Consider the following 23580-nt stretch of genomic DNA (forward strand, 5'->3'; position numbering starts at 1 on the left):
GTCTGAGCGCAGCGAGTTCGGCGCCGTCCCCTGATTCACCGAGAAGCGCAGGGAACCGGTGCACAGCACCGGTTCGCGTTCGGCGGCGTGTTCTTTGGTTACTTTCTTGCACGAGCAAGAAATTAACAAGCCGATGAATCAGGCTGCCTCGTACGTGCCGTAACTGCGCAGGCGCGTGTAGCGCTGTTCCAGCAGCTGTTCGGTGGACAGCTTGTCCAGCGCGTCCAGCTCGTTCAGCAGCACGGCCTTCAGGCGCTTGGCCATCTGGGTCGGGTTGCGGTGGGCGCCACCGGTCGGCTCGCGCACGACCTTGTCGACCAGGCCCAGGCTCTTCAGGCGCGGGGCAGTCAGGCCCAGTTGTTCGGCCGCTTCCTTGGCCTTGCCGGCGTCCTTCCACAGGATCGAGGCGCAGCCTTCCGGCGTGATGGTCGAGTACACCGCGTATTCCAGCATCACGGTGCGGTCGCCCACACCCAGTGCCAACGCACCGCCGGAGCCGCCTTCACCGATCACGGTGCAGATGATCGGCACCTTCAGCTCGGCCATCTCGATCAGGTTGCGCGCGATCGCTTCGGACTGGCCGCGCGACTCGGCGTCGATGCCCGGCCAGGCGCCGGCGGTGTCGATCAGGGTCAGCACCGGCAGGCCGAAGCGCTCTGCCATCTTCATCAGGCGCAGTGCCTTGCGATAGCCCTCCGGCTTGGGCATGCCGAAGTTGCGCTTGATCTTTTCCTTGGTGTCGCGGCCCTTCTGGTGGCCGATCACCATTACCGCGCGGCCATTGATGCGGGCCAGGCCGCCCATGATCGCCTTGTCGTCAGCGAAGGCGCGGTCACCGGCCAGCTCCTGGAACTCATCGAACATGACGCGGATGTAGTCGGCGGTGTACGGACGCGATGGGTGCCGGGCCAACTGCAGCACCTGCCACGAGGTCAGGTTGCGGAAGATCTGCGCGGTGCGCATGCGCAGCTTGTCCTGCAGCGCGTGCACTTCCGCCTCGACATTGACCGCCGGCCCGGCACTGGCGTTGCGCAGTTCCTGGATCTTGGCTTCCAGGTCGGCGATGGGTTGCTCGAAGTCGAGGTAGTTCGGATTCATCGGAAGCCGTCGTGTAAAGAAGGGGGCAATTCTAGCCGAATGCGTGCAAACCACCCGTACGCCTTCGTCTGGAAGGCGACGGTAACGCAGCCGGGCAGGCGGCGCCAGTCAGCTCAGGGCACCACCAGGGCGCTGCGGCCCATCAACTGGCTGCGCTGGGAAACGAAGTCGTTGTAGGCCTCGTTGGCCTCCCGGCCCAGGCCGCTGCCCAGGGTGGCGGTGGCCGAGGTGAAGGCCATCTGCGCGTCGAAGTCCTGCTTGCGCAGGGCCTTCTGTTCATCGGCGGTGGTGGCCTTCAGCCAGCGCGCATAGACCTCGCGCAGCGGCGCGGCGTGCGCCTCGAAGGCGGGGTCCAGTGCCGGCAGGCTGGCCGGGGCCGGTTCCAGGCTGAATGCCGGGGCCACGTAGCCGGCCGGCTGTTGGCGCTTGAATGCACCGGGTTCGCCCATGCCTTCTTCGACGTAGGCGATGAAATCCGGGGCCGTGAACACCTTGGCCACGATCTGGCCGCCGCTGGAATCGACGTGGGCGACCACCTTTTCCTTGGGGAAGGGTTCGCGCACGCCGTAGGTCCAGGTCTTGTCGATGAACAGGTCGTGGCGCTTCTCGAAGGGGCCTTCGAAGTTGACCCCGCCCAGTTCGATCCCGTTGTTGCCGACGCCGAAATTCTTCAGCTTGCTCTCGTCGGTGACATAGACCTCGCGAGCAATCACGTACTCGCTCAGGGTCGGGTTGATCAGGCCGCCACGACCGTCGACGTAGACGATGAAGCGCACGTCGCCAAGCGCGTCGGTGTGCAGGCGATGTTCGCCAATGGCGAGCGAGATCGGGCGCGAGCCGTGCGCGGCCACTGGCACGTCCTGGCCGTCGATGCTCAGCGCCAGTGGCGCGTCGGTCGGGTTGTCGATCTGGAACTCGATCTTCGACGGCGAGCAGGCGGCCAGTGCCAGTGCGGCAACGAACGGAAACAGCAGGGTCTTCATGGGCAATCGTCCTTGATGGTTGGAACGGGAAAACAGGAACACGAAGGAGCCAGCCTCAGCTGGCCCACGGCGGGCTGTAGCGCACCTTCAGCGTGCGTACGGCCGGGTCGGCGCGCAGCGCCTCCATCAGCTTGGAATCGATGCGTACCGCGCTCTGCCCGGAGACATCGAGCATGCCGGCGACACCGCCGTGCGGGCCCTTCAGCAGCAGGTCCAGGCGCAGCGGCGTGCGCCCCGGGCGATGGCGGTCGAGCAGGGCATTGATGCGCTCCCAGACCGGGCGCTGCTGGCGCAGGTCCAGGCGCAGCGACAGCCGCGTGGCGTAGTTGGCGCAGACTTCGTCGAAGTCCCAGCACTGGCGGATGCGCAGCGCGTAGCCACCGTTGAACTCGTCCTCGCGCAGGCCGCCCTTGACCACCAGGATGCGGTCCTTGGTCATCAGGTGGCCGAACTCGGCCATTGCATCGGAGAACGCACTGCACTCGACGCGGCCGCGGCCATCCTCCAGCTGGATGAAGATCTGGCTTTCGCCCTTGCGGCGCACGCCGACCACCTGGCCTGCCAGCACGGTCTGCACCTCCGGGCGCCAGCGCTTCTCGCCGCCACCGCCGCCACCGCTGTTGGCGCTCCAGATTTTCTCCACCGAACCCAGGTCGTTGCCTACCAGATCGCGCACATCGTCGCGCCAGGGATCGAACGGGTGGCCGCTGAGGTAGAAGCCCAGCGTGTCGCGCTCGCCGTTGAGGCGCTGCAGCAACGGCCATTCTTCGGCTTCCGGCAGGTCCAGCTGGATCGAAACGGTGCTCGGGTCGGGCCCGCCAAACAGCGAGTTCTGTCCGGACGCACGCTCGCGTGCCATCTGATCAGTGGCCTTGATCACTTCCGGCAACTGCAGCATCAGCGAGGCACGGTTGCGGCCGAGCTCATCGAGCGCACCGCAGTTGATCATCGCTTCCAGCGTGCGCCGGTTGAGCTTGGCCGAGCCGACGCGGGTGCAGAAGTCCAGCAGATCCTTGAACGGGCCGCCCTTCAGTCGTTCCTCGACCACCGCTTCGCAGGCGCCCTGGCCCACGCCCTTGATCGCGCCCAGGCCGTACTGGATCGTGTCCGGGGTGACCGCTTCGAACATGAAGGCCGACTGGTTCACCTTCGGCGGCAGCACGGTCAGGCCGAGGTTGCGCACCTCGTCGAGGAAGCCGACCACCTTGTCGGTGTTGTCCAGGTCCGAAGACAGCGTGGCCGCCATGAATTCGGCCGGATAATGGCGCTTCAGCCACGCGGTCTGGTAGCTGACCAGTGCGTATGCAGCGGCGTGTGACTTGTTGAAGCCATAGCCGGCGAACTTCTCCATCAGGTCGAAGATCTCGTCGGCCTTGGGGCCATCGACGCCGCCCTTGGCCGCACCTTCGCGGAAGATCTCACGGTGCTTGGCCATTTCCGCCGGCACCTTCTTGCCCATCGCGCGGCGCAGCAGGTCGGCGCCGCCCAGCGAGTAGCCGCCGACGATCTGCGCCATCTGCATCACCTGCTCCTGGTACACCATGATGCCGTAGGTGTCCTTCAGGATCGCTTCGGTGCGCGGATCGGGATAGATGATTTCTTCCTGGCCGTGCTTGCGCGCGTTGAACGAAGGAATCAGGTCCATCGGGCCAGGGCGGTACAGCGACACCAGCGCGATCAGGTCTTCGAAACGGTCGGGGCGCGCGTCCTTCAGCAGGCGGCGCATGCCCGAGGATTCGAACTGGAACACCGCGCCGGTGTTGCCGTTGGCGAAGATGTCCTTGTAGGTGGGCGCATCGTCGAGCGGGATCGCGGCAATGTCGACCGGCGGAATGCCCGCGCGTTCGTGGCGCTTGTTGATCGCCTTCACCGCCCAGTCGATGATGGTCAGCGTGCGCAGGCCGAGGAAGTCGAACTTCACCAGGCCCACTTCTTCCACGTCGTTCTTGTCGAACTGGGTGACCGGGTTCTTGCCGAGCCCATTTTCGTCGTGTTCCGCATACAGCGGGCAGAACTCGCTCAGCGGCTCGGGCCCGATCACCACGCCGCCGGCGTGCTTGCCGGCGTTGCGGGTCAGGTCTTCCAGCTGCAGCGCCAGGTCGATCAGGTCGCGGACATCGTCCTCTGTCTCGTAGCGCTGGATCAGTTCCGGCGACGCCATTTCCGAGCTCGGGCCTTCCTTGCCCCTGCCCAGCGCATCCTTCAGGTGGATACCCAGGATGTTCGGGATCAACTTGGAAACGCCGTCGACCAGGCCGTACGGGAACCCGAGCACGCGGCCGGAGTCGCGCACCACCGCCTTGGCGGCCATGGTGCCGTAGGTGATGATCTGGCTGACGCGCTCGCGCCCATACTTGCGCGCGACGTAGTCGATCACCTCGTCGCGGCGGTCCATGCAGAAGTCGATGTCGAAGTCGGGCATCGACACGCGTTCCGGATTGAGGAAGCGCTCGAACAGCAGGTTGTACGGCAGCGGATCCAGGTCGGTGATCTTCAGCGCCCAGGCCACCAGCGAGCCGGCACCCGAGCCGCGGCCGGGACCGATCGGGATGCCCTGGTTCTTGCCCCACTGGATGAAGTCGGCCACGATCAGGAAGTAGCCGGGGAAGCCCATCTTGATGATGGTGTTGAGCTCGAACTCCAGGCGCTGGAAGTACTCCTCACGGGTCTTGCCCGGCGCCAGCGGATTCTTCTCCAGGCGCTCTTCCAGGCCCTCGCGCGACATCTTCTGGATCCAGGTATCCAGCGTTTCGTCGTCGGGCACCGGGTAGTTGGGCAGGAAGTAGGTGCCCAGCCGCATCTCGATGTTGCAGCGCTCGGCCAGCGCCAGCGTGTTGTCGATCGCGTCGGGGATGTCGGCGAACAGCGCGCACATCTCCTCGGCCGACTTCAGGTACTGCTGGTCGCTGTACTCGCGCGGACGCTTGGGATCGTCCAGCACGCGGCCGGTGGAAATGCACACGCGCGCCTCATGCGCGCTGAAATCGGACGGCGACAGGAAGCGCACGTCATTGCTGGCCACCACCGGCAGGCCACGCTGGCCCGCAGCCATCAGCGCGAACTGGTTGAAGGTTTCCTCGCCCTCGCGGCCGGTGCGGGTCAGCTCCAGGTGCAGGCCATCGCCGAACACCCGTTGCCAGTCGGCCAGCTGCTGCTCGGCCAGCTCATGCTTGCCGTCCAGCGCCAGGCGTCCGGCCAGGCTCTGCCGGCCGGCCAGCGCGAACAGGTTGGCGTTGCCGGCCTTCAGCCAGTCCGGGTGGATGGCTACGCCGCCTTCGGGGCGATGGCCTTCCATCCAGGCGCGGGTCAGCAGCCGCGACAGGCTCAGGTAGCCTTCGCGATCACGGCACAGCAGGGTCATCCGCCACGGGTCCTGGCCTTCCTCGGCGATCAGCACGTCGGCACCGGCGATCGGCTTGATGCCCACGCCTTCGGCGGCCTTGTAGAACTTGACCAGGGCGAACAGGTTGTTGAGGTCGGTCACCGCCAGCGCCGGCAGGCCGAGCTCGACCGAGCGCGACAGCAGGTTGGCCTGCTTGGCCTTCTTCGGGTCCGCCTGGTCCGGCTTGGCCGGCACACGGATGGTGGAGTCCGCCAGCGAGAACTCGGTGTGGACGTGGAGATGTACGAAGCGGGAGTTGGACATGCCGGACCAGGTTGGAGCGCGCGGGCCCCGGGTGCTGACGGAGGTTCGTCGCCGGGGTCGGGAAGCGCTGGAATGCCCGGTCAGGGTAGCGAGGGCAGGGGGTTGCCACAAGGCTTGACAGGGGCACGGCGTGGCGCCGGATTCAGGCGTGCGGGAGGCCGCCTTCTTAGAGCCGAGCCCATGCTCGGCTGTCCACAGCAGCCGAGCATGGGCTCGGCACTACAACTCCAGCTGGCTCAGGCGATGGCCGCCGCCTGCGTCAGGTCCAGACACTCACGCACCGGAGCGAAGCTGCGGCGGTGCTCCATGCAGGGGCCGTGCTCGCGCAGGGCGGCCAGGTGGGCCGGGGTGCCGTAGCCCTTGTGCTGTTCGAAGCCGTACTTCGGATGGCGGGCATGCACCTCCTGCATGTAGCGGTCGCGCGAGACCTTGGCCAGGATCGAGGCGGCCATGATCGCGCGGTCGATGCCATCGCCGCCGACCAGCGCCTGCGCCGGCAGTGCCAGGCCCTTGGGCACCACGTTGCCGTCGATGCGCGCGAAGCCGGCCACATGGGCGACCGCTGCAACGACGTCACGCATGCCCTGCAGGGTGGCCTGGTAGATGTTCAGGCGGTCGATGGTGTCCACGTCCACCAGCACCACATGCCAGGCCAGGGCGCGCTCGATGATGCGGTCATGCAGCTGCTCGCGGCGGGCCGCGGTCAGCTGCTTGGAGTCATCCAGGCCGTTGATCCGTGGTCGCGACGGGTCGAACACCACCGCTGCCACCGCGACCGGCCCGGCCAGTGGGCCACGGCCTGCCTCGTCGACGCCAGCGACCAGGCGCTCCGGCTCGACCACGGGCGCACCGTCGAACAGGGTCAGGCTGGCTGCGGCGGCGTGACGGCGGCTCATGCCTGTGCCTGGTCGCGCATCAGCAGTTCGCCAACGGCGTCGGCGGCACGCGCCGAGGCGTTGCGGCGCAGCCGCTCGTGCAGGCGCACGTAGGCATCCTGCAGATCGGTCACCCGCTGCGGGTGGTCGAACCACTGCTGGATGGCCGCGGCCAGCTTGTCCGGCGTGCAGTCGTGCTGCATCAGTTCCGGTGCCAGGTCCTGCCCGGCCAGGATGTTGGGCAGGGCGAAGCGGTCGACCTTGATCAGGCCGAGCGCCTTCACCAGTCGATAGGTCAGTTCGTTGACGCGGTAACCGACCACCATCGGCCGCTTCACCAGCATGGCCTCCAGGGTCGCGGTACCGGAGGCCAGCACCACCACGTCGGCGGCGATCATCGCGTTGCGCGCCTGGCCATCCAGCACATGCGAATAGGCCACCGGCAGCGCCGAGCGCGACAGCTGTTCCTCGATCAGTTCCCTGCAGGCCGGGTTGGCGGCAGGCACCACCACATGCAGGCCCGGAATGCGTTCGGAGACCTGCCAGGCGGCTTCGAAGAACGGTTCGCCCAGGCGCGAGATCTCGCCCAGGCGGCTGCCCGGCAACACTGCCAGCACCTTGGCCGAGGCCGGCAGTCCGAGCGCGGCGCGTGCTTCCTCGCGATTGCCCTGCAGCGGAATGTCATCGGCCATCGGGTGGCCGACGAAGCGCGCGTCGATGCCGTGCCTGGCATAGATCGGTGGCTCCATCGGGAACAGGCACAGCACCAGGTCGGCACTGCTGCCGATCTTCTCGGCGCGCTTTTCGCGCCAGGCCCAGACCGAGGGACTGACGTAATGCACGGTGCTCACGCCACGCTGCTTCAGCCAACGCTCGATACCCAGGTTGAAGTCGGGGGCGTCGATGCCGATGAACACGTCCGGCTGCCAGTCAAGCGCACGCTGGCGGAACGCCGAACGCAGCTTGAGCAGGCGCGGCAGGTGGCGCAGCACTTCGGTCAGGCCCATCACCGCCAGCTCGCTGGCATCGTGCCAGGTCTGGCAGCCCGCGCTGCGCATGGCGTCGCCACCGATGCCGGCGAACTCGGCATTCGGGAAGCGCGCTTTCAGTTCGCGGACCAGGCCCGCACCGAGCAGATCGCCGGAGGCCTCGCCGGCCACCAGCGCGATCCGCAACGGGCGCTCGCTGAGCACCCGTTGCGCCGGGACGCTGCCGGTCATCGAGGCCAGCGGGATCACTGCGGCGCCGGCCGGCGCCTGGCCGGTCGTGCTGCTCATCGCAGCAGGGGCCTCTCGGCGTGCTCGATGAAGTCCAGCATCGCCTTTACGTCGTCGCTGTCACGCGCCTGCTCGGTCAGCTGCACCTTGGCCTCTGCCAGCGGCAGGCCCGCCACGTACAGCGTGCGGTAGGCACGCTTGATGGCCGAAATGCGGTCAGCGTCGAAGCCACGTCGCTTCAGGCCTTCGCTGTTGATGCCGCGCGGGCGTCCCAGCGAATCAGTACCGACCATGGTGAACGGCGGTACGTCACCATTGGTCAGCGCGCCCATGCCGAGGAAGGCATGCGCGCCGATCCGGCAGAACTGGTGGGCACCGGCGAAGCCGCTGATGATCACGTAGTCGCCCACGGTCACATGGCCGGCCAGGGTGGTGTTGTTGGAGAACACGCAGAAATTGCCGACATGGCAGTCGTGCGCCACGTGCGTGTAGGCCAGCATCCAGTTGTCGTTGCCGATGGTGGTGATGCCGCCGCCGCCGCCGGTGCCACGGTTCAGGGTGACGAACTCGCGGAACACGTTGCGGTCGCCGATCACCAGTTCGGTGCGCTCGCCGCCGAACTTCTTGTCCTGCGGCTCGCCACCGATCGCGGCATGGCCGACGAAGCGGTTGTCGCGGCCGATCCGGGTCGGGCCGTGGATGCTGCAATGGGGGCCCACCACCGTACCGGCACCGATTTCAACGTCGGGGCCGATCAGGGTGAAGGCGCCCACCTGGACATCGTCGGCCAGGCGTGCGGCCGGGTCGATGACGGCGGTGGGGTGGATCCGCGGTGCGTTGTCAGTCATTGCTGCCTCCAGTGGATCAGCCCTTGGCGCCGGCACACATGACCTCGGCCGACGCGACGACTTCACCGTTGACCTTGGCTTCGCCGTAGTACCAGCCCATGTTGCGGATCAGGCGCTTCATCTGCACGTCCAGCATCAGCACGTCGCCGGGGACGACCTGCTTGTTGAAGCGGGCGTTTTCCACCTTGACCATGTAGAACAGCTTGGACTGCGCATCGCGGCCAAGCGTGAGCTGGGTCATCACGCCGCCGGCCTGCGCCAGCGCTTCGATGATCAGTACGCCGGGCATGATCGGGCGGCCCGGGAAGTGGCCCTGGAAGAACGGCTCGTTGATGCTGACGTTCTTCTGCGCCAGGATCCGCTTGGCCTCGACGTCGAGTTCAAGCACCCGGTCCACCAGCAGGAACGGGTAGCGGTGTGGAAGCAGTTCCTGGATCTGGCAGACGTCGATCGGAAGCTGCAGCGAATCGTTCATTCTTTCTCCTTGCCAGCAGCCAGGACGCGGCGAGCCAATGCGTCCAGCTGCTTGAAACGCGCGGCGTTCTTGCGCCACGTACGGTTGTCGGTCAACGGGGTGCCGGATGAGTACTCGCCCGGCTCATGGATGGAATTGCGGACCACCGACTTGCCGGTGATCACGACCTTGTCGCAGATCTCCAGGTGGCCGACAACGCCGACGTGGCCGCCGAGCAGGCAATAGCGGCCGATCTTGGCGCTGCCGGCGATGCCGGTGCAACCGGCGATGGCCGAATGCGCACCGATCTGCACGTTGTGCGCGATCTGCACCAGGTTGTCCAGGCGTACGTCTTCGTCCAGCACGGTGTCTTCCAGCGCGCCACGGTCGACGCAGGTGTTGGCGCCGATTTCGCAATCGTCGCCGATGCGCACGCCGCCGAGCTGCGGCACCTTGATCCACTTGCCGGCGTCCATCGCCAGGCCAAAGCCGTCGGCGCCGAGCACGGCACCGGGATGCACGCGCACGCGCTTGCCCAGCCGGACCCGGGTGACCAGGGTGACCCGGGCGATCAGCTCACAGCCGGAATCCAGGCTGCAGTCCTCGCCGATCACGCTGCCGGCGCCGATGATGCAGTTCTCGCCGACCACGCTGCGCGCACCGACCGAGACGAACGGACCGATGTGCGCGCTGGCCGCAACCTGGGCACTGGGGTCGATCACCGCGCTGGGGTGGATGCCCGGCGGACGGGTCGGCGCGATGTCGAACAGCGCGGCGATCTTGGCGAAGGTGGTGTACGGGTCCTTGGCGACGAGCGCGGCGCCGGGAGCGGACTCGGCGTCTTCGGCACGCAGCACCACCAGCGAGGCTTGGCTGTCGGCCAGCTGGGCGCGGTAGCGCGGGTTGGCAAGGAAGGTCAGCTGGCCAGGACCGGCATGGGCGAGGGTGGCCACGCCATGGATGGCGGTGGCGGGGTCGCCATGGACCTGCAGGCCGAACTGCTCGGCGAGTTGCTGGGCGGTGTAGGTGGGAGTATTCACGGCGGGAGTTTAACGTGTGACGCCATTGCGGTCATGCGGGGGGGGGCAGGGCTTGGCGCCTGCCGGGTACGGTGGGAGGCGGCGGGTGGCCCTGGCCAGGACACGCAAAAGCCCCTCCATGGTGCTCGATGGCGCCTTGCTCGTGTGCGCTGTCCTGCGCACACGGCAAGACCGGGGTTGGGCGTCCTGCCCAACCCGCCCGAGGCATGCCTCGGGCCCATGGCGCCAACGGTCCTGGTCAGCCCCCTGCGCCATCACCAGATGATTTCACGCGAGCGCGGGAAGTAAGGGCGGCGAGCAAGTAAAACGAAAACGCCGGGCAATGCCCGGCGCTTCGCGCCCCGTCTGGTGGAGAGCCCCCCTTTGTTGAAGGGGGCGCCAGCGGCGCGGGGGATAGGTGAAATGCGCGGGCAATTCACCGGAGGTGGATCAGTTCTGAGGAACAGAGTTCCTCAGAACTGGCCACCGAACGTGAATTGCAGGCGTTCGATCTTGTCATCGTCTTCCTTCTTCAGCGGGAAGGCGTAGCTGATCGAGATCGGGCCGACCGGGGCGCGCCACAGCAGGGCCACACCGGTGGATACGCGCAGCTCGTTGGCCTTGAAGTTGTCCACGCCGGTATACACGTTGCCGAAGTCGACGAAGGCGGACACGCGCGCCGACGGGCTGTCGAACAGGCGCGGGAAGTAGGCCTCCACCGAGCCGACGGTCTTCAGCGAGCCACCCAGCGGCTGGCCTTCTGGGTAGCCGCGGGTAACTTCGCGCGGGCCGAGTGTGTTGTCCTCGAAGCCGCGTACCGAGTTGGTACCACCGGCGTAGAAGTTCTCGAAGAACGGCAGGCCGCTGGCGGTGACGGTGCGGGTGGTGCCATCCGGATTGGTCAGCGTACGGGTGTAGTCCTTGCCGTACGCATCACCGTAGCCGATTTCGGCGCGGGTGTTGATCACCAGCGACGGCATGATCGGCCAGTACTTGCTGATCTGGTAGTTCAGCTTGTAGTACTCGATGGTCGAACCCGGCAGCGTGGTTTCCAGGCCCACGCGCTGGTAGGTACCGCGGGTCGGCATGAAGTAGTCGTTGCGCGAGTCGCGCGCCCAGCCCAGCTCGGTGCGCCAGGCATGGAAGGTGCGCTTACCGACGGCGTTGATGTAGTCGATGATCGACTGCGGGGTCGAGCCTTCGTAGGTGGTGATCTGGTTGCTGTCGATGCCGAACATCAGCGAGACGGTGTCGGTCTCGGTCAGCGGCACGCCGAACACCACCTGCGCGGCACCGTTGGTGCTGTTGTACTGCGCGGTGTTGAAGTCGGAGTAATCCAGTTCGCGCCAGGACAGGTTGTAGCCCAGCGACACGCCGTCATCGGTGAAGTACGGGTTGGTGTAGCTGAAACCGTAGCGCTGCAGGTAGCTGCTGCGCGAGGCTTCGACCGACACGCGGTTGCCGCCGCCGAGGAAGTTGTTCTGCGACAGCTGCACCGACGTGGTCATGCCGTAGGACTGCGAGTAACCCAGGCCGAACACGAAGCTGCCCGAGGTGGTTTCCTTGACGTTGTAGACGACGTCGACCTGGTCGTTGCTGCCGCTGACGGCCGGGGTCTCGACGTCCACCGATTCGAAGTAGCCCAAGCGCTGCAGGCGGATCTTGGAACGATCGATCGCGGCCTGCGAGTACCAGCTGTTCTCGAACTGGCGCATTTCGCGACGCATCACTTCGTCGGACGTACGCGTGTTCCCGCGGAACAGGATGCGACGCACCGACACGCGCGGGCCGGGCACGACCTGCATGTTGATCGCCACGGTCTGCTCGGCGCGGTTGGTGGTCGGGATCGGGTTCACCTTGGCGAACGCGTAGCCGATGTTGGACAGCGAATTGGTGATGGTGTCCGAGCTGAACTCCAGCAGCGCACGCGAGAACGTATCGCCGGACTTCTGGATCACCATGCGCTCGACGTCCTCCTGCGGGAGGATGGTGTCGCCGCTGACCTTGATCTCGGAGATCTTGTACTGCGCACCTTCGGTCACGCCGGCGGTGAGGAACATGTCGCGCTTGTCGGGGCTGATCGACACCTGGGTCGAATCGATGCTGAAGTCGACATAGCCGCGGTCCAGGTACCAGGAATTGAGCTTTTCCAGGTCGCCGGACAGCTTTTCCTTGGAGTACTGGTCGTCACGGCGGTACCAGGACGCCCAGTTGTGCTCCTTGGACTCCCAGGTTTCCAGGATGTCCTTGCTCTCGAACTTTTCGGTGCCCACCAGGTTGACGTGGCGGATCTTGGCCGCCTTGCCTTCCTTGATGGCGATGGCGATGTCCACGCGGTTGCGGTCCAGCGGGCTCACCGTGGGGGTGATCTCGACGTTGTACTTGCCGCGGTCGTTGTACTGGCGGCGAAGTTCCTGGGTCACGCGGTCCAGGCTCAGCCGATCAAAGGTGCCGCCCTCGGTCAGGCCGATGTCGGACAGGCCCTTGAGCAGCTGCTCGGACTTGATGTCCTTGTTGCCGGTCACGGTCAGCTTGTTGATCGCCGGGCGTTCCTTGACGGTCACTACCAGGATGCTGCCCTGTCGGTCCAGCTGCACATCCTCGAAGAAGCCGGTCTTGTACAGGGCGCGGATCGTCTCGCCGACCTTGCTGTCGGTGACCGTCTCGCCACGTTCCACCGGCAGGTAGGTGAACACCGTGCCCGAGCTGATGCGCTGCAGGCCGTCGACGCGGATGTCGCTGACAGTGAAGGGCTCGGCTGCCTGGGCCAGGGCGGGGGCGCCGGTGACGGCGGCAAGGGCGAGGGCCAGCAGGCGGCGATTGGGGAGTCGCGTCATGTCACGTCCGGTAGGAAGGTCGATTTCATTGGTGCGGGATGCCGACGCTGTAGACGGCAACAACGTGGAAAAGTTCATCGCGGGACCAGGCCGAGGATGTCGTTGTAGAACGCCAACCCCATCAGCCCGGCCAGCAACGCCAGGCCGATGTACTGGCCGGCGGCGATGGCACGCTCGCTCAGCGGGCTGCCCTTGACCAACTCGATAAGGTAATACAGCAGGTGGCCGCCGTCCAAGATCGGGATCGGCAGCAGGTTGATGATGCACAGGCTGAGCGACAGCAGGGCAAGGAACTGCAGGAACCAGTCGAGGCCGCGCTTGGCCGAGACATTGGCCACCCGGGCGATGGTGACTGGCCCGGACACGTTCTGCAGCGAGGCCTTGCCGGTGACGATTCGGCCCATCATGCCCAGCGAATCTGCCGCCAGGCGGCCGGTTTCGCGCACAGCCACGGTGACCGCGTCGAGCGGGCCATAGCGAAGCAGGGTGTCGTAGGGAGGGCTGAACGAAGTCGGGAACTGCACGCCGATCTGCCAGGTCGGTTCACCCCTGGAATCCTTGCCCTGGCGCGGGGTGACTTCCAGCGCCAGGCGTTCACCGCCGCGCAGGACCTCGATCATGCCAGGGCCGCCGGCGCGGCCCAGCGTCTGGATCTCGCCGATGACCTGATCGGCACCATCGATGCGCTGGCCATCAATGGCCACGATCAGGTCCCCCGGCTGCAGCTGCCCGGCCACCACCGAATCCGGCGTCAGCGAGTCGACCAGCGCCGGCTGCAGCCACGACTGCCAGTACAGGCCGGCCAGGATCGGCACCCGCCGCTCATCGAAACCTGCCGGCAGCTGCGACAGCGGCAGAGTGCGCATGCGTACCTGGTCAGCCGTATCCAGCACCTCCAGCCTCACGTCGCGGCGGTCCATCGCGGCCGCGGTCAGCGCCATGCTGGCTTCACCGAGGGTAACGACCGGGCGCTCGTCCACGCGCAGCACGCGGTCACCGCTGGCCAGCCCGGCACTGGCAGCGATGCCGCTGACACGGCCGATCGTCGGCGAATAATCCTGCTTGCCGATCACGAACATCGCCCACAGCAGCAGGATGCACAGCAGCAGGTTGGCGATCGGGCCGGCGGCAACGATGGCAATGCGCTGCCAGACGCTCTTGTGGTTGAAGGCCTGGCCGCGCTCGTGGGGGTGGACTTCAACCTCGCGTTCGTCGAGGAACTTCACGTAGCCGCCCAGCGGGATGGCGGCAATGGCGAACTCGGTGCCGTGCCTGTCCCGGCGCGACCACAGCGGCCGGCCGAAGCCGACCGAGAAGCGCAGGATCTTGACCCCGCACAGGCGCCCGACCCAGTAATGCCCGAACTCGTGGAACGTGACCAGCAGCCCGAGGCTGACAATCATCCACCAGACCGATCCGATGAAGTCAGTCATGCAGGCTCACAATGGCGGGCAGGGGCGGCGGCGTCATGCTGGGCGAGGCAGTCGTTCAGGCGGCGTCGATGGCGTTCAGGGTGAGCTGGCGTGCCCGCTGGTCGGCGCACAACAGGACCTCCAGTGTATCGGCTGGCTGGGTCGGCAGTGTTGAAAGAGCGTTAGCAACCAGCTTCGGGATGGTCAGGAAACCGATCCGGCCCTGAAGAAACGCTGAAACCGCCTCTTCATTGGCGGCGTTCAGCACCGCCGGTGCGGTGCCGCCGGCCTGCATGGCCTGCCAGGCCAGCGCCAGACAGGGGAACGCGTCCGTGTCCGGGGCCTCGAAATCCAGCCGGCCCTGGGCCAGCAGATCCAGCCCGGCCACGCCCGATTCGATGCGTTGCGGCCAGCCCAGGCCAACGGCGAGGGTGGTGCGCATGTCCGGCAGGCCCATCTGTGCCAGGGTCGAACCGTCAACGAACTCGACCAGCGAATGGACCAGGCTCTGCGGGTGCACCAGTACCTCGATGCGTTCGCCGGGTACGCCGAACAGGTGGTGGGCCTCGATGACTTCCAGGCCCTTGTTCATCAACGTCGCCGAATCGACCGAGATCTTCGGCCCCATCGACCATTTCGGGTGGGCAACGGCCTGGGCCGGGGTGACCTGGGCCAGTTCGTCGCGGCTGCGGCCACGGAATGGGCCGCCGGAGGCGGTCAGCAGGATCCGGCGCACGCCGGCGCCATCAACGCTGGCATCGCGTGAGCGCAGGCACTGGAAGATTGCGCTGTGTTCGCTGTCGATCGGGATGATCTCGGCGCCCGCGCGTTCAGCGGTGCGGGTCAGCAGCTCACCGGCCAGTACCAGTGATTCCTTGTTGGCCAGCAGGATGCGCTTGCCCGCGGCGGCTGCGGCCAGGGTGGAAGACAGCCCGGCCGCGCCAACGATCGCGGCGACCACGGTGTCGCAGGCGTCACTGGCGGCCAACTGGTCCAGCGCGGCATGGCCGGCATGCGCCTCGGTGGACAGCCCCGCATCGCGGAGGCCGTCGCGCAGTTCGGTGAACAGCGCTTCGTCGGCGATGACCGCGTGCGCTGGCCTGTGCTGGCGGCACAGTGCCAGCAGCGCCTGCACCTGGCGGCCGGCAGCGAGCACCGTGGCCTGGTAGCGGTGTGGGTGGCGGGCGATCACGTCCAGCGTGGAAGCACCGATCGAGCCGGTGGCGCCGAACACGGCGACCCGGCGCAGGTCTGCGACAGCATTCATGGTCAGAATCCGAAGATTTCCTTGCCGAGTGCGAACACCGGCACGGCAGCCAGGACACCGTCGACACGATCGAGCACACCACCATGGCCCGGAATCAGGTTTCCGGAGTCCTTGGCGCCGGCGTGGCGCTTGATCAGGCTTTCGAACAGGTCACCCAGCACCGAGGCGAACACGGCCACCACCGAGGTGATCAGCAGGCCTGGCAGGTGCCCGGCGTCGATGCCGGCCAGCCAGCCCAGGCCGAGGGCCACGGCGACACCGGCCAGCAGGCCGCCGAACAGGCCTTCCCAGGTCTTGTTGGGGCTGATCCGTGGGGCCAGCTTGTGCTTGCCGAAGTGACGACCGGCGAAATAGGCGCCCGAATCGGCCGCCCAGACCAGTGCCAGCGCAGCCAGCAGCCACAGGTGGCCCTGCCTGCCCGGCGGATCGCCGCCGGCATGGATCAGCACCAGCGCAGCCCAGGCCGGAACGATGGCCAGCGTACCGGCCAGCATCTTCACGATGCGCGAGGGTGCCGACGGCTGCGCACCGAAGTTGAAGAAGCGCAACCAGACCAGCGCGGCCAGCCACCAGGCCACGCCGGCCAGGGTGGTGATCTGGAACAGCACCAGCGTGCTGCCATCGGCCCAGACCAGCAGCACCATCAGCAGCAGGTTCAGTACCAGCAGCACGGTACGCGCCAGGGTGTCTTCGATGCCGGCCAGCTTCAGCCATTCCCACAGGCCGATCAGCAGCACCGCAGCGGCCGCCGCTGCCAGCCACTGGGTCGGCAGCAGCAGGATCGCGGCAATGGCGACCGGCGCCATGATCAGCGCGGCAAGGACTCGGATCTTGGTCATGGGCTGGAAGTCTCGGTGGCCAGTGCGGCGATCTGGGCGCTGGTCAGGCCGAAACGACGCTCACGTCTGCCATAGGCGTCCAGCGCCTGCTGCAGCTGCCCGGCATCGAAGTCCGGCCACAGGGCATCGGTGAACCACAGCTCGGTATAGGCCAGCTGCCACAGCAGGAAGTTGCTGATGCGGGTGTCGCCACCGGTGCGGATGAACAGGTCCGGCGGTGGCAGGTCGGCCAGGGCCACCTGGCTGCCCAGCAGCGATTCATCGATCTGCTCGGGCAGAAGGCGACCGGCCGCCACTTCGACGGCCAGGGCGCGCGCGGCGCGGGCGATGTCCTGGCGGCCACCGTAGCTGGCGGCGATCGACAGGGTCAGGGTGGTGTTGTCGGCGGTGCGCTGCTCGGCCAGCTGCATGCGGCTGACCAGCCCTGCACCGAAGCGCTCGCGTTCGCCGATGAAGCGAACGCGCACGCCACGCCGATGCAGCTCGTCCACTTCACGGTCGAGCGCGCCGAGGAACAGCTTCATCAGGGCATCGACTTCTTCCTGCGGCCGGCCCCAGTTCTCGCTGGAAAACGCGAACAGGGTCAGCGCCGGTATGCCCAGTTCAAGGCAGCGCTCGATGGTGCGGTTGACCGCGCGCGCGCCGGCCCGGTGGCCGATCACGCGCGGACGACGGCGCTGCTGTGCCCAGCGCCCATTGCCATCCATGATGATGGCGATGTGGCGGGGCAGGGCGGCCGGCAACGGAGGTGGGACTGAAGGCATCGACTTCAGACCGACAGCAGTTCTTTTTCCTTGTCGGCAACGACCTTGTCGACGTCCTTGATGTTGGTGTCGGTCAACTTCTGGATGTCGTCTTCACCGCGCTTCTTCTCGTCTTCGCTGATCGCCTTGTCCTTGACCAGCTTGGCGATTTCCTTGTTCGCGTCCTGGCGGATGTTGCGGATCGCGATCTTCGCGCCTTCGCCTTCCTTCTGCACCTGCTTGACCAGCTCCTTGCGGCGCTCTTCGGTCGGCGGCGGCATGTTGATGCGGATCGCAGTGCCCAGCGTGTTCGGGGTGAATTCGGCGTTGTAGAGACCCTTTTCGATCTCCTTGATCATGCCCTTGTCGAACGGCGTGACCAGCAGCGAGTGCGCGTCGGCGTTGGAGATCGACGCGACCTGGTTCAGTGGGGTGCTGGCGTTGCCATAGGCGCTGACCGTGACACGGTCCAGCAGGGCCGGGGTGGCGCGGCCGGTGCGGATCGAGGTGAGGGTGTGCTTCAGAGCGTCGATGCTCTTGGCCATGCGCGTCTGCGCGTTGTTCTTGATGTCGTTGAGCATCGCCGGGTCCTGGGTGTAACTGGAATCGGGCGATTATAGGCGAATACGGGACGCTGCCGGGCCTGAATCGGCCCGGAGCTCGCCTGGCGCTCAGGCTCAGGCCGGGTCGCGGCCCTGGACCAGGGTGCCGATGTTCGCGCCGCTGAGGATCTTCAGCAGCTCACCCGGCTGGCCCATGTCGAACACGCGCATCGGCAGGTCGCTGTCGCGGGCCAGCGCGAAGGCCGCCGTATCCATCACTTCCAGGCCGCGGCGGATGACTTCGTCGTAGCTCAGGCTGTCGAAGCGGACCGCGTCGCTGTGCTTGTTCGGGTCCTTGTCGTACACGCCATCGACCTTGGTGGCCTTCAGCAGCAGGTCGGCGCCGATCTCGATCGCGCGCAGCGCGGCGCCGGAGTCGGTGGTGAAGAACGGGCTGCCGACGCCAGCGGCGAAAATCACCAGGCGGCCCTTTTCCAGGTGGCGGATGGCGCGGCGGCGGATGTAGTCCTCGCACACGTCGTTGATCTTGATCGCGCTCATCACGCGGGCCTTGGCGCCCAGTTTCTCGAGGGCGTCCTGCATGGCCAGGGCGTTGATGACCGTGGCCAGCATGCCCATCTGGTCGCCGGTGACCCGGTCCATGCCGCCAGCGGCCAGGCCGGCGCCGCGGAAGATGTTGCCGCCGCCGATCACCAGTGCCACTTCGGCACCGGCCTGCTGGGCTTCGATGACCTCACGGGCCAGGCGGTTGATGACCTTCGGGTCGATGCCGTAGTCCTCATCTCCCATCAGCGCCTCCCCGGACAGTTTCAGGAGGATGCGGCGATAGGCGAGCTTGGACATGGGGACCTCGGGTGCGTGGAAATCGCGGGGGATTCTACGCGCATGCGGCGTAGGGCCAAAGTGTTTTGTGCACTGCGGCGCGAAATCCTGCCATCCGCCCCGGTCATGCAGGGCGTCCCGTTCAGCCCAGCTCGGCGCCGGCGGTGGCTGAAAGCTCGTCGTGGCCGAGCGCACCGGGGGAGCGGGCGATCACCCGGTTACGGCCCAGGTTCTTCGAGCGGTACAGCACGTCGTCGGCGGCGCGCAGCAGGTCCTGCACGTCGGCAAAGCGCTCGTAGCCGCCCTGGGTAGCCACGCCGGCGGAGAAGGTGACGAACAGCGGCCCTCCCTCCAGTTCGGCCATCGGCGTGGCGACGATGTTGGCCAGTACGCGCCGGATTACGTCAAGGGCCACGGACTCACTGGTATTGGGCAGCAGCGCGACGAATTCCTCGCCGCCGAAGCGGGCCACGGTATCGCTATGGCGCAGCTGGCCCTGCAGCTTGCCGGCAAAGGCGCGCAGCACCTCGTCGCCGGTCAGGTGGCCGTGGGCGTCGTTGATCTTCTTGAAGTCATCCAGGTCGATGAAGGCCACCGACAGCGGCCAGCCCTGACGCCCGGCGCGCAGGAACTCCTGCTCGAGCACCGCCTCCAGCTGGCGCCGGTTGAGCACGCCGGTCAGGGCGTCGCGGTGGGCCTGGTCAGCCAGGCGCTTGGCCCGCGCCTCGAATTCGTCGGCGCGGCGGCGTGCCTGCTCGGCATCCTGCAGCTCGCGCAGGTTGCGCAGGGTGGCCAGCTCCTGCGCGTGGTCGATCAGCTCGCGGACCCGCGAGGGCGAGTTCAGGCCGGCCTCGAACAGGCTGGCGATATCCGGCAGGGCCTCGCTGATGCGGGTCAGCACCTGGTCGAAACGGGCGCTGTCGAGTTCCAGCCGTTCATGCACCTGGTGCAGGGCGCGCTCGCGGGCGGCATCGGCGTCATCGTCCAGCCAGATGTCGGCAACGGCGCCGGACAGCTGCACGCAGGCCTGGAACGGCGAATCGGCGGCGTCGTCGTCCTCGCTGTGGCTGATGCTCTCAACCAGATAGCGTGGCAGGCCCCATTGCTCGGCCACCCAGGCGCCGACATCGGCGTGGCTGCAGCCGAGCGCGTCGCGTTCGCGGGCGACCAGGTCCGTGTTGTCACGGGCTTCGCGCAGCAGCGGCAGGTAACGCTCCGATTCGGCCTGGGCCAGGCACAGCACGCCCAGGTCCTGCAGCAGCCCGGCCAGCATCAGTTCCTCCAGCCGGCGCAGGCCGCGGGCCTGGCCCAGCTGGCTGGCGGCCAGTGCACTGAGAATGCTGCGCTTCCACGCGCGCTGGCGCAGGTCGTGGTCGGCGCCTGCGCCGCCGGTCAGGCCCTGGGTGACGGTGAAACCCAGGGCAAGGCTGATTGTGGCGTTAAGGCCGAGCATGGTCAGTGCCTGGCCAAGGTTCTCGATGCGGCGGCGGCTGGCGTACAGCGGCGAATTGGCGATGCGCAGCATGCGAGCGCTCAGCGCCATGTCGATGGCGATGATGTCGGCGGCGGTGGCGATATCCGCTTCCGGGTCCTGTGCCAGCTCGATGATGCGCAGGGCAATACCGGGCGGCGAGGGCAGGTTGCGGCAGAGCGCCAGGGCAGCTGTCAGCTCGGGAGGCATGTCGGGTCGTTCAATTCCATTAGGACAAGAATACCTAGGAATGCATCACAGTCCGCGATTTTCCTTCCTGCTACGCGACTGTGGATTCCCTGCGCCGAGTATCGGCTTGATTCGCGCGCAACGCAAAGAGCCCTGATATCGGGCTGTGCCTGGCGTCAGTGCGCGCACCAACGGTGCCCACCCACCGATGCAGTGGGTACAAAAAAAGAGCCGCGGTTTCCCGCGGCTCCTTCTGGTCGCTTCACAGCCGGAGGGCTGGAATCAGACCTGCATCGCCTTGGCAACTTCGGCGGCGTAGTCTTCCACCACCTTCTCGATGCCTTCGCCGACGATCAGCAGCTTGAAGCCAGCCACATCGGCGCCAGCGGCCTTGACCACCTGCTCGACGGTGGTGTCGCCCAGCACGTAGGTCTGGCCGTACAGGGTCACGTCGCTGACGATCTTGTTGATCTTGCCGCTGATGATCTTTTCCAGGATCTCGGCCGGCTTGGCCTTGTCCTTCTCGGACATCTTGGCCAGCTCGATTTCCTTTTCCTTTTCGACGAAGTCGGCCGGAACGTCCGCAGCCTTGTTGTGCGGCGGCTTCAGCGCGGCCACGTGCATGGCCAGGCCGCGGGCCAGCTCGACGTCGCCGCCGATCAGGTCAACCAGCACGCCGACCTTGCCGTTGGTGTGGACGTAGGCGCCGATGTTGCCGGTGGTGTCGACCTTGACCATGCGGCGGATCTGGATGTTCTCACCCAGGGTCTGCACGGCGGTGGCGCGGGCTTCTTCAACGGTGCGGCCATCGGCCAGCGTGGCAGCCTTCACGGCTTCCACGTCGTTGGCGCCCGATGCCAGGGCGGCAGCGGCGACGGCGTTGACGAAGGTCTTGAAGTTGTCGTCGTTGGCGACGAAGTCGGTTTCCGAGTTGACTTCGACCAGCACGGCCTTGCCGCCATCCTGGGCCAGGCCCAGGCGGCCTTCGGCGGCCACGCGGTCAGCCTTCTTGTCGGCCTTGGCAGCGCCGGACTTGCGCATGGCTTCAGCAGCGGCGTTGATGTCGCCGTTGGCTTCGGTAAGCGCCTTCTTGCATTCCATCATGCCGGCGCCGGTGCGCTCGCGCAGTTCCTTGACCAGGGAAGCAGTGATTTCCACGGGATTACCTCACGAAAGAAAGGGGTTGGGCCGGCATGGTGGCCGGCCCGTGTGACACGGTCCTGTCACGCGCCAAGGGCTGCGTGCAGGAGGGTGGACGCCGGGCGTCCACCCTGTGGCCTGGATCAGGCCTGGGCGTCGTCGCCCTTCTTGGCAGCCTTCTTGGCCGGAGCGCGGCGGGCCGGCTTCTCTTCGCCTTCGGCAGCGGCTTCAGCGAACTCTTCCTCACGCACCGAAGCGGCGTGCGGAGCAGCAGCCTTGCCTTCCAGCACGGCGTCGGCAGCGGCGCGGGCGTACAGCTGCACAGCGCGGATGGCGTCGTCGTTGCCCGGGATGGCGTAATCAACCAGTTCCGGGTTGTAGTTGGTGTCGACCACGGCGATGACCGGGATGCCCAGCTTCTTGGCTTCCTTGATCGCGATGTCTTCGTGGCCGATGTCGATCACGAAGATCGCGTCCGGCAGGCGGTTCATGTCCTTGATGCCGCCCAGCGAGGCTTCCAGCTTGTCGCGCTCGCGACGCAGGCCCAGCACTTCGTGCTTGACCAGCTTCTCGAAGGTGCCGTCGGTTTCACCGGCTTCCAGTTCCTTCAGGCGGGCAACCGACTGCTTGACGGTACGGAAGTTGGTCAGGGTGCCGCCCAGCCAGCGCTGGTTCATGAACGGCATGCCGCAACGCTCGGCTTCTTCCTTGATGGTTTCGCGGGCGCTGCGCTTGGTGCCCAGGAACAGGACGGTGCCGCGCTTCTGGGCAACCGACGAGATGAAGTTCATCGCGTCATTGAACAGCGGGACGGTCTTTTCCAGGTTGATGATGTGGATCTTGCCGCGGGCGCCGAAGATGTACGGAGCCATCTTGGGGTTCCAGTAGCGGGTCTGGTGGCCGAAGTGGACGCCGGCTTCCAGCATCTGACGCATGGTGACCTGGGGCATTGCAATACTCCTGATATGGAACCAGCGATTCCGCCCGCGGGAATAGGTATGCGGGACGCGTGGAAGCGCGATCGGTTCCGGGGTTGGGCTTCCCTGTTGCCTCCGTGGCCGAACTCCTTGCGGAGCACCCCGGCACGGATGGGGGCAGCAGGTGTGGATTCACCGGTGACGTCCGGTGTGGACGGGTTCCCGCGCACGCAGGCGGCAGGAATCCGGACGATTATAGCCCGCTGCGGGCGCTCGCTGCAATTGCGGGGTCAGATGCGGCCAGATCGACCTCGCGGCCGTCCTGCAGGCGTGCCCGGAAGCGGCCACCTGCGTAACTGTCCGCGCGGGCGGGCAGGGGCCAGCGTCGTTCATGGCCGGCGAGGATGTAGCCGGCCAGCCCGCCCACCAGCACTGTCGATTGGCCGTCCGCCGCGATGAAGCGCAGGTCGTGCAGGCGGCCGTGCAGCGTACCGCAGTTGCTGAGTCGCAACACAGGCTGCGACCCCAGGGCCTCGATCCGACCCTGCAGGCGGGCGTGCAGGACTGGCGCCGCGGCGCCCCGGAACAGCGGTAGCGAGTAGCGCGGCAGCCCTGCCAGCGCCGGCGTCAGCACGATCCTGTAGGCCTGTTCACCCATTGCCGCGGCCGGATCGCGTGGCAGCAGCCAGACGCGCTGCGTACCGCCCGGGGCGAGATCCAGCCGCGTCGGGCTGACCCGGATCTGGTCGCTGGGCTGCAGTCGTTCGGCGTCCAGCTGCTGATCCCAGGCCAGCACCTGCACGTGGCCCTGCCAGCGGCCGGGCCCGGGATTGCGTAGCCACAGCTCGGCGCGGCCGCCTTCGGCCGGCAGCTGCAGGGTGGTAGGCAACACCTCAAGCGCCGCAGCCGGCTGCGCCAGCAGTGCAAGCAGGATCAGCAGCGCGCGCATCAGTAGATGAGGGTCACGGCGGGTGTTGCGTTCTCGTCCGTCGCCGGTGGTGCGAGCTCGCGCACCTGGGATGGCAGCTGGGGTGTATCGCTGCGCTGGTGCGGCGCCGTACAGCGCGCGCCACCGGTGTCGTCGCTGCAGGAGTCGACCACGGTCAGCCGGATCTGCAGGGAGCTGCTGGGTTCGGCCAAGGCCGGCGTACTGGCGACCAGCATCGCCGCGATCGAAAATGTGCGAACCACCTGCCATCCACCATGCTGAAAGACTTGCTGCGCGGTATCGGCGGGATGT

General features: G+C 66.7%; 20 protein-coding genes. 1 reads left to right on the top strand and 19 read right to left on the bottom strand.

Annotated features, from left to right (window positions below; genetic code table 11):
- Positions 1-138: 138 nt before the first annotated feature.
- The 19 genes from AC5P9W_RS05555 to AC5P9W_RS05645 form a co-directional block, all read right to left on the bottom strand.
- Entirely contained in the window at positions 139-1098 is a 960-nt protein-coding gene (locus AC5P9W_RS05555) for an acetyl-CoA carboxylase carboxyltransferase subunit alpha (protein WP_019659134.1), read from the bottom strand.
- A 113-nt stretch (positions 1099-1211) separates the two neighbouring features.
- On the bottom strand, positions 1212-2081 hold the full coding sequence (locus AC5P9W_RS05560) for a hypothetical protein (RefSeq protein WP_021203669.1): 870 nt from the start codon (positions 2079-2081) through the stop codon (positions 1212-1214).
- A gap of 55 nt (positions 2082-2136) precedes the next feature.
- Positions 2137-5727, bottom strand: a complete 3591-nt coding sequence (dnaE, locus tag AC5P9W_RS05565; protein ID WP_111102008.1) for a DNA polymerase III subunit alpha — start codon at positions 5725-5727, stop codon at positions 2137-2139.
- A 236-nt stretch (positions 5728-5963) separates the two neighbouring features.
- The gene (gene rnhB, locus AC5P9W_RS05570; protein ID WP_021203671.1) at positions 5964-6623 is read right to left on the bottom strand and encodes a ribonuclease HII; all 660 of its coding nucleotides are present in this window, start codon (positions 6621-6623) and stop codon (positions 5964-5966) included.
- Complete coding sequence (gene lpxB / locus AC5P9W_RS05575; RefSeq protein WP_227844006.1) at positions 6620-7822, bottom strand: lipid-A-disaccharide synthase; 1203 nt, start codon at positions 7820-7822, stop codon at positions 6620-6622. The genes rnhB and lpxB overlap by 4 nt, the downstream gene beginning before the upstream one ends.
- A 53-nt stretch (positions 7823-7875) precedes the next feature.
- Positions 7876-8667, bottom strand: a complete 792-nt coding sequence (gene lpxA, locus AC5P9W_RS05580; RefSeq protein ID WP_005415844.1) for an acyl-ACP--UDP-N-acetylglucosamine O-acyltransferase — start codon at positions 8665-8667, stop codon at positions 7876-7878.
- Positions 8668-8683: 16 nt separating this feature from the next.
- Positions 8684-9142 (bottom strand): 3-hydroxyacyl-ACP dehydratase FabZ, encoded by a 459-nt coding sequence (gene fabZ, locus AC5P9W_RS05585; protein ID WP_005415845.1) that lies wholly within the window; start codon positions 9140-9142, stop codon positions 8684-8686.
- A complete protein-coding gene (lpxD, locus tag AC5P9W_RS05590) occupies positions 9139-10161 on the bottom strand; it encodes a UDP-3-O-(3-hydroxymyristoyl)glucosamine N-acyltransferase (protein ID WP_021203673.1) in 1023 nt (340 codons plus the stop codon). Before lpxD ends, fabZ begins: the two co-directional genes overlap by 4 nt.
- A 452-nt stretch (positions 10162-10613) precedes the next feature.
- The gene (bamA, locus tag AC5P9W_RS05595; RefSeq protein ID WP_019659128.1) at positions 10614-12977 is read right to left on the bottom strand and encodes an outer membrane protein assembly factor BamA; all 2364 of its coding nucleotides are present in this window, start codon (positions 12975-12977) and stop codon (positions 10614-10616) included.
- 74 nt (positions 12978-13051) lie between these two features.
- The gene (rseP, locus tag AC5P9W_RS05600; RefSeq protein WP_021204146.1) at positions 13052-14410 is read right to left on the bottom strand and encodes an RIP metalloprotease RseP; all 1359 of its coding nucleotides are present in this window, start codon (positions 14408-14410) and stop codon (positions 13052-13054) included.
- Between the two features lie 55 nt (positions 14411-14465).
- On the bottom strand, positions 14466-15656 hold the full coding sequence (locus AC5P9W_RS05605) for a 1-deoxy-D-xylulose-5-phosphate reductoisomerase (RefSeq protein WP_021204145.1): 1191 nt from the start codon (positions 15654-15656) through the stop codon (positions 14466-14468).
- Between the two features lie 2 nt (positions 15657-15658).
- Complete coding sequence (locus tag AC5P9W_RS05610) at positions 15659-16495, bottom strand: phosphatidate cytidylyltransferase (protein ID WP_019659125.1); 837 nt, start codon at positions 16493-16495, stop codon at positions 15659-15661.
- Complete coding sequence (gene uppS / locus AC5P9W_RS05615; RefSeq protein ID WP_019659124.1) at positions 16492-17259, bottom strand: polyprenyl diphosphate synthase; 768 nt, start codon at positions 17257-17259, stop codon at positions 16492-16494. The genes AC5P9W_RS05610 and uppS overlap by 4 nt, the downstream gene beginning before the upstream one ends.
- A gap of 5 nt (positions 17260-17264) precedes the next feature.
- On the bottom strand, positions 17265-17819 hold the full coding sequence (gene frr, locus AC5P9W_RS05620; RefSeq protein ID WP_019659123.1) for a ribosome recycling factor: 555 nt from the start codon (positions 17817-17819) through the stop codon (positions 17265-17267).
- Between the two features lie 96 nt (positions 17820-17915).
- Entirely contained in the window at positions 17916-18644 is a 729-nt protein-coding gene (gene pyrH, locus AC5P9W_RS05625) for a UMP kinase (RefSeq protein ID WP_019659122.1), read from the bottom strand.
- A 121-nt stretch (positions 18645-18765) separates the two neighbouring features.
- Positions 18766-20304: a sensor domain-containing diguanylate cyclase gene (locus tag AC5P9W_RS05630; RefSeq protein WP_021204144.1), complete on the bottom strand. Its 1539-nt coding sequence runs from the start codon at positions 20302-20304 to the stop codon at positions 18766-18768.
- Between the two features lie 261 nt (positions 20305-20565).
- On the bottom strand, positions 20566-21441 hold the full coding sequence (gene tsf, locus AC5P9W_RS05635; RefSeq protein WP_019659120.1) for a translation elongation factor Ts: 876 nt from the start codon (positions 21439-21441) through the stop codon (positions 20566-20568).
- Between the two features lie 125 nt (positions 21442-21566).
- Positions 21567-22373 (bottom strand): 30S ribosomal protein S2, encoded by an 807-nt coding sequence (gene rpsB / locus AC5P9W_RS05640; RefSeq protein WP_005408748.1) that lies wholly within the window; start codon positions 22371-22373, stop codon positions 21567-21569.
- Between the two features lie 220 nt (positions 22374-22593).
- Positions 22594-23289, bottom strand: a complete 696-nt coding sequence (locus AC5P9W_RS05645) for a fimbrial biogenesis chaperone (RefSeq protein ID WP_111097795.1) — start codon at positions 23287-23289, stop codon at positions 22594-22596.
- A gap of 6 nt (positions 23290-23295) precedes the next feature.
- Here AC5P9W_RS05645 and AC5P9W_RS05650 point away from each other — a divergent pair, with 6 nt between their 5' ends.
- Positions 23296-23550, top strand: coding sequence for a hypothetical protein (locus AC5P9W_RS05650; protein WP_164143964.1), 255 nt, complete (start codon positions 23296-23298; stop codon positions 23548-23550).
- The last annotated feature ends 30 nt before the right edge of the window (positions 23551-23580 follow it).

Source organism: Stenotrophomonas sp. YJH_SMC_33 (assembly GCF_059372295.1).

Bases quoted from the DNA above. Each gene is read 5' to 3' on its own strand.
- AC5P9W_RS05555 (WP_019659134.1), bottom strand. From the start codon at position 1,098: ATGAATCCGAACTACCTCGACTTCGAGCAACCCATCGCCGACCTGGAA.
- AC5P9W_RS05560 (WP_021203669.1), bottom strand. From the start codon at position 2,081: ATGAAGACCCTGCTGTTTCCGTTCGTTGCCGCACTGGCACTGGCCGCC.
- dnaE (WP_111102008.1), bottom strand. From the start codon at position 5,727: ATGTCCAACTCCCGCTTCGTACATCTCCACGTCCACACCGAGTTCTCG.
- rnhB (WP_021203671.1), bottom strand. From the start codon at position 6,623: ATGAGCCGCCGTCACGCCGCCGCAGCCAGCCTGACCCTGTTCGACGGT.
- lpxB (WP_227844006.1), bottom strand. From the start codon at position 7,822: ATGACCGGCAGCGTCCCGGCGCAACGGGTGCTCAGCGAGCGCCCGTTG.
- lpxA (WP_005415844.1), bottom strand. From the start codon at position 8,667: ATGACTGACAACGCACCGCGGATCCACCCCACCGCCGTCATCGACCCG.
- fabZ (WP_005415845.1), bottom strand. From the start codon at position 9,142: ATGAACGATTCGCTGCAGCTTCCGATCGACGTCTGCCAGATCCAGGAA.
- bamA (WP_019659128.1), bottom strand. From the start codon at position 12,977: ATGACGCGACTCCCCAATCGCCGCCTGCTGGCCCTCGCCCTTGCCGCC.
- rseP (WP_021204146.1), bottom strand. From the start codon at position 14,410: ATGACTGACTTCATCGGATCGGTCTGGTGGATGATTGTCAGCCTCGGG.
- AC5P9W_RS05605 (WP_021204145.1), bottom strand. From the start codon at position 15,656: ATGAATGCTGTCGCAGACCTGCGCCGGGTCGCCGTGTTCGGCGCCACC.
- AC5P9W_RS05610 (WP_019659125.1), bottom strand. From the start codon at position 16,495: ATGACCAAGATCCGAGTCCTTGCCGCGCTGATCATGGCGCCGGTCGCC.
- uppS (WP_019659124.1), bottom strand. From the start codon at position 17,259: ATGCCTTCAGTCCCACCTCCGTTGCCGGCCGCCCTGCCCCGCCACATC.
- frr (WP_019659123.1), bottom strand. From the start codon at position 17,819: ATGCTCAACGACATCAAGAACAACGCGCAGACGCGCATGGCCAAGAGC.
- pyrH (WP_019659122.1), bottom strand. From the start codon at position 18,644: ATGTCCAAGCTCGCCTATCGCCGCATCCTCCTGAAACTGTCCGGGGAG.
- AC5P9W_RS05630 (WP_021204144.1), bottom strand. From the start codon at position 20,304: ATGCCTCCCGAGCTGACAGCTGCCCTGGCGCTCTGCCGCAACCTGCCC.
- rpsB (WP_005408748.1), bottom strand. From the start codon at position 22,373: ATGCCCCAGGTCACCATGCGTCAGATGCTGGAAGCCGGCGTCCACTTC.
- AC5P9W_RS05645 (WP_111097795.1), bottom strand. From the start codon at position 23,289: ATGCGCGCGCTGCTGATCCTGCTTGCACTGCTGGCGCAGCCGGCTGCG.
- AC5P9W_RS05650 (WP_164143964.1), top strand. From the start codon at position 23,296: ATGAGGGTCACGGCGGGTGTTGCGTTCTCGTCCGTCGCCGGTGGTGCG.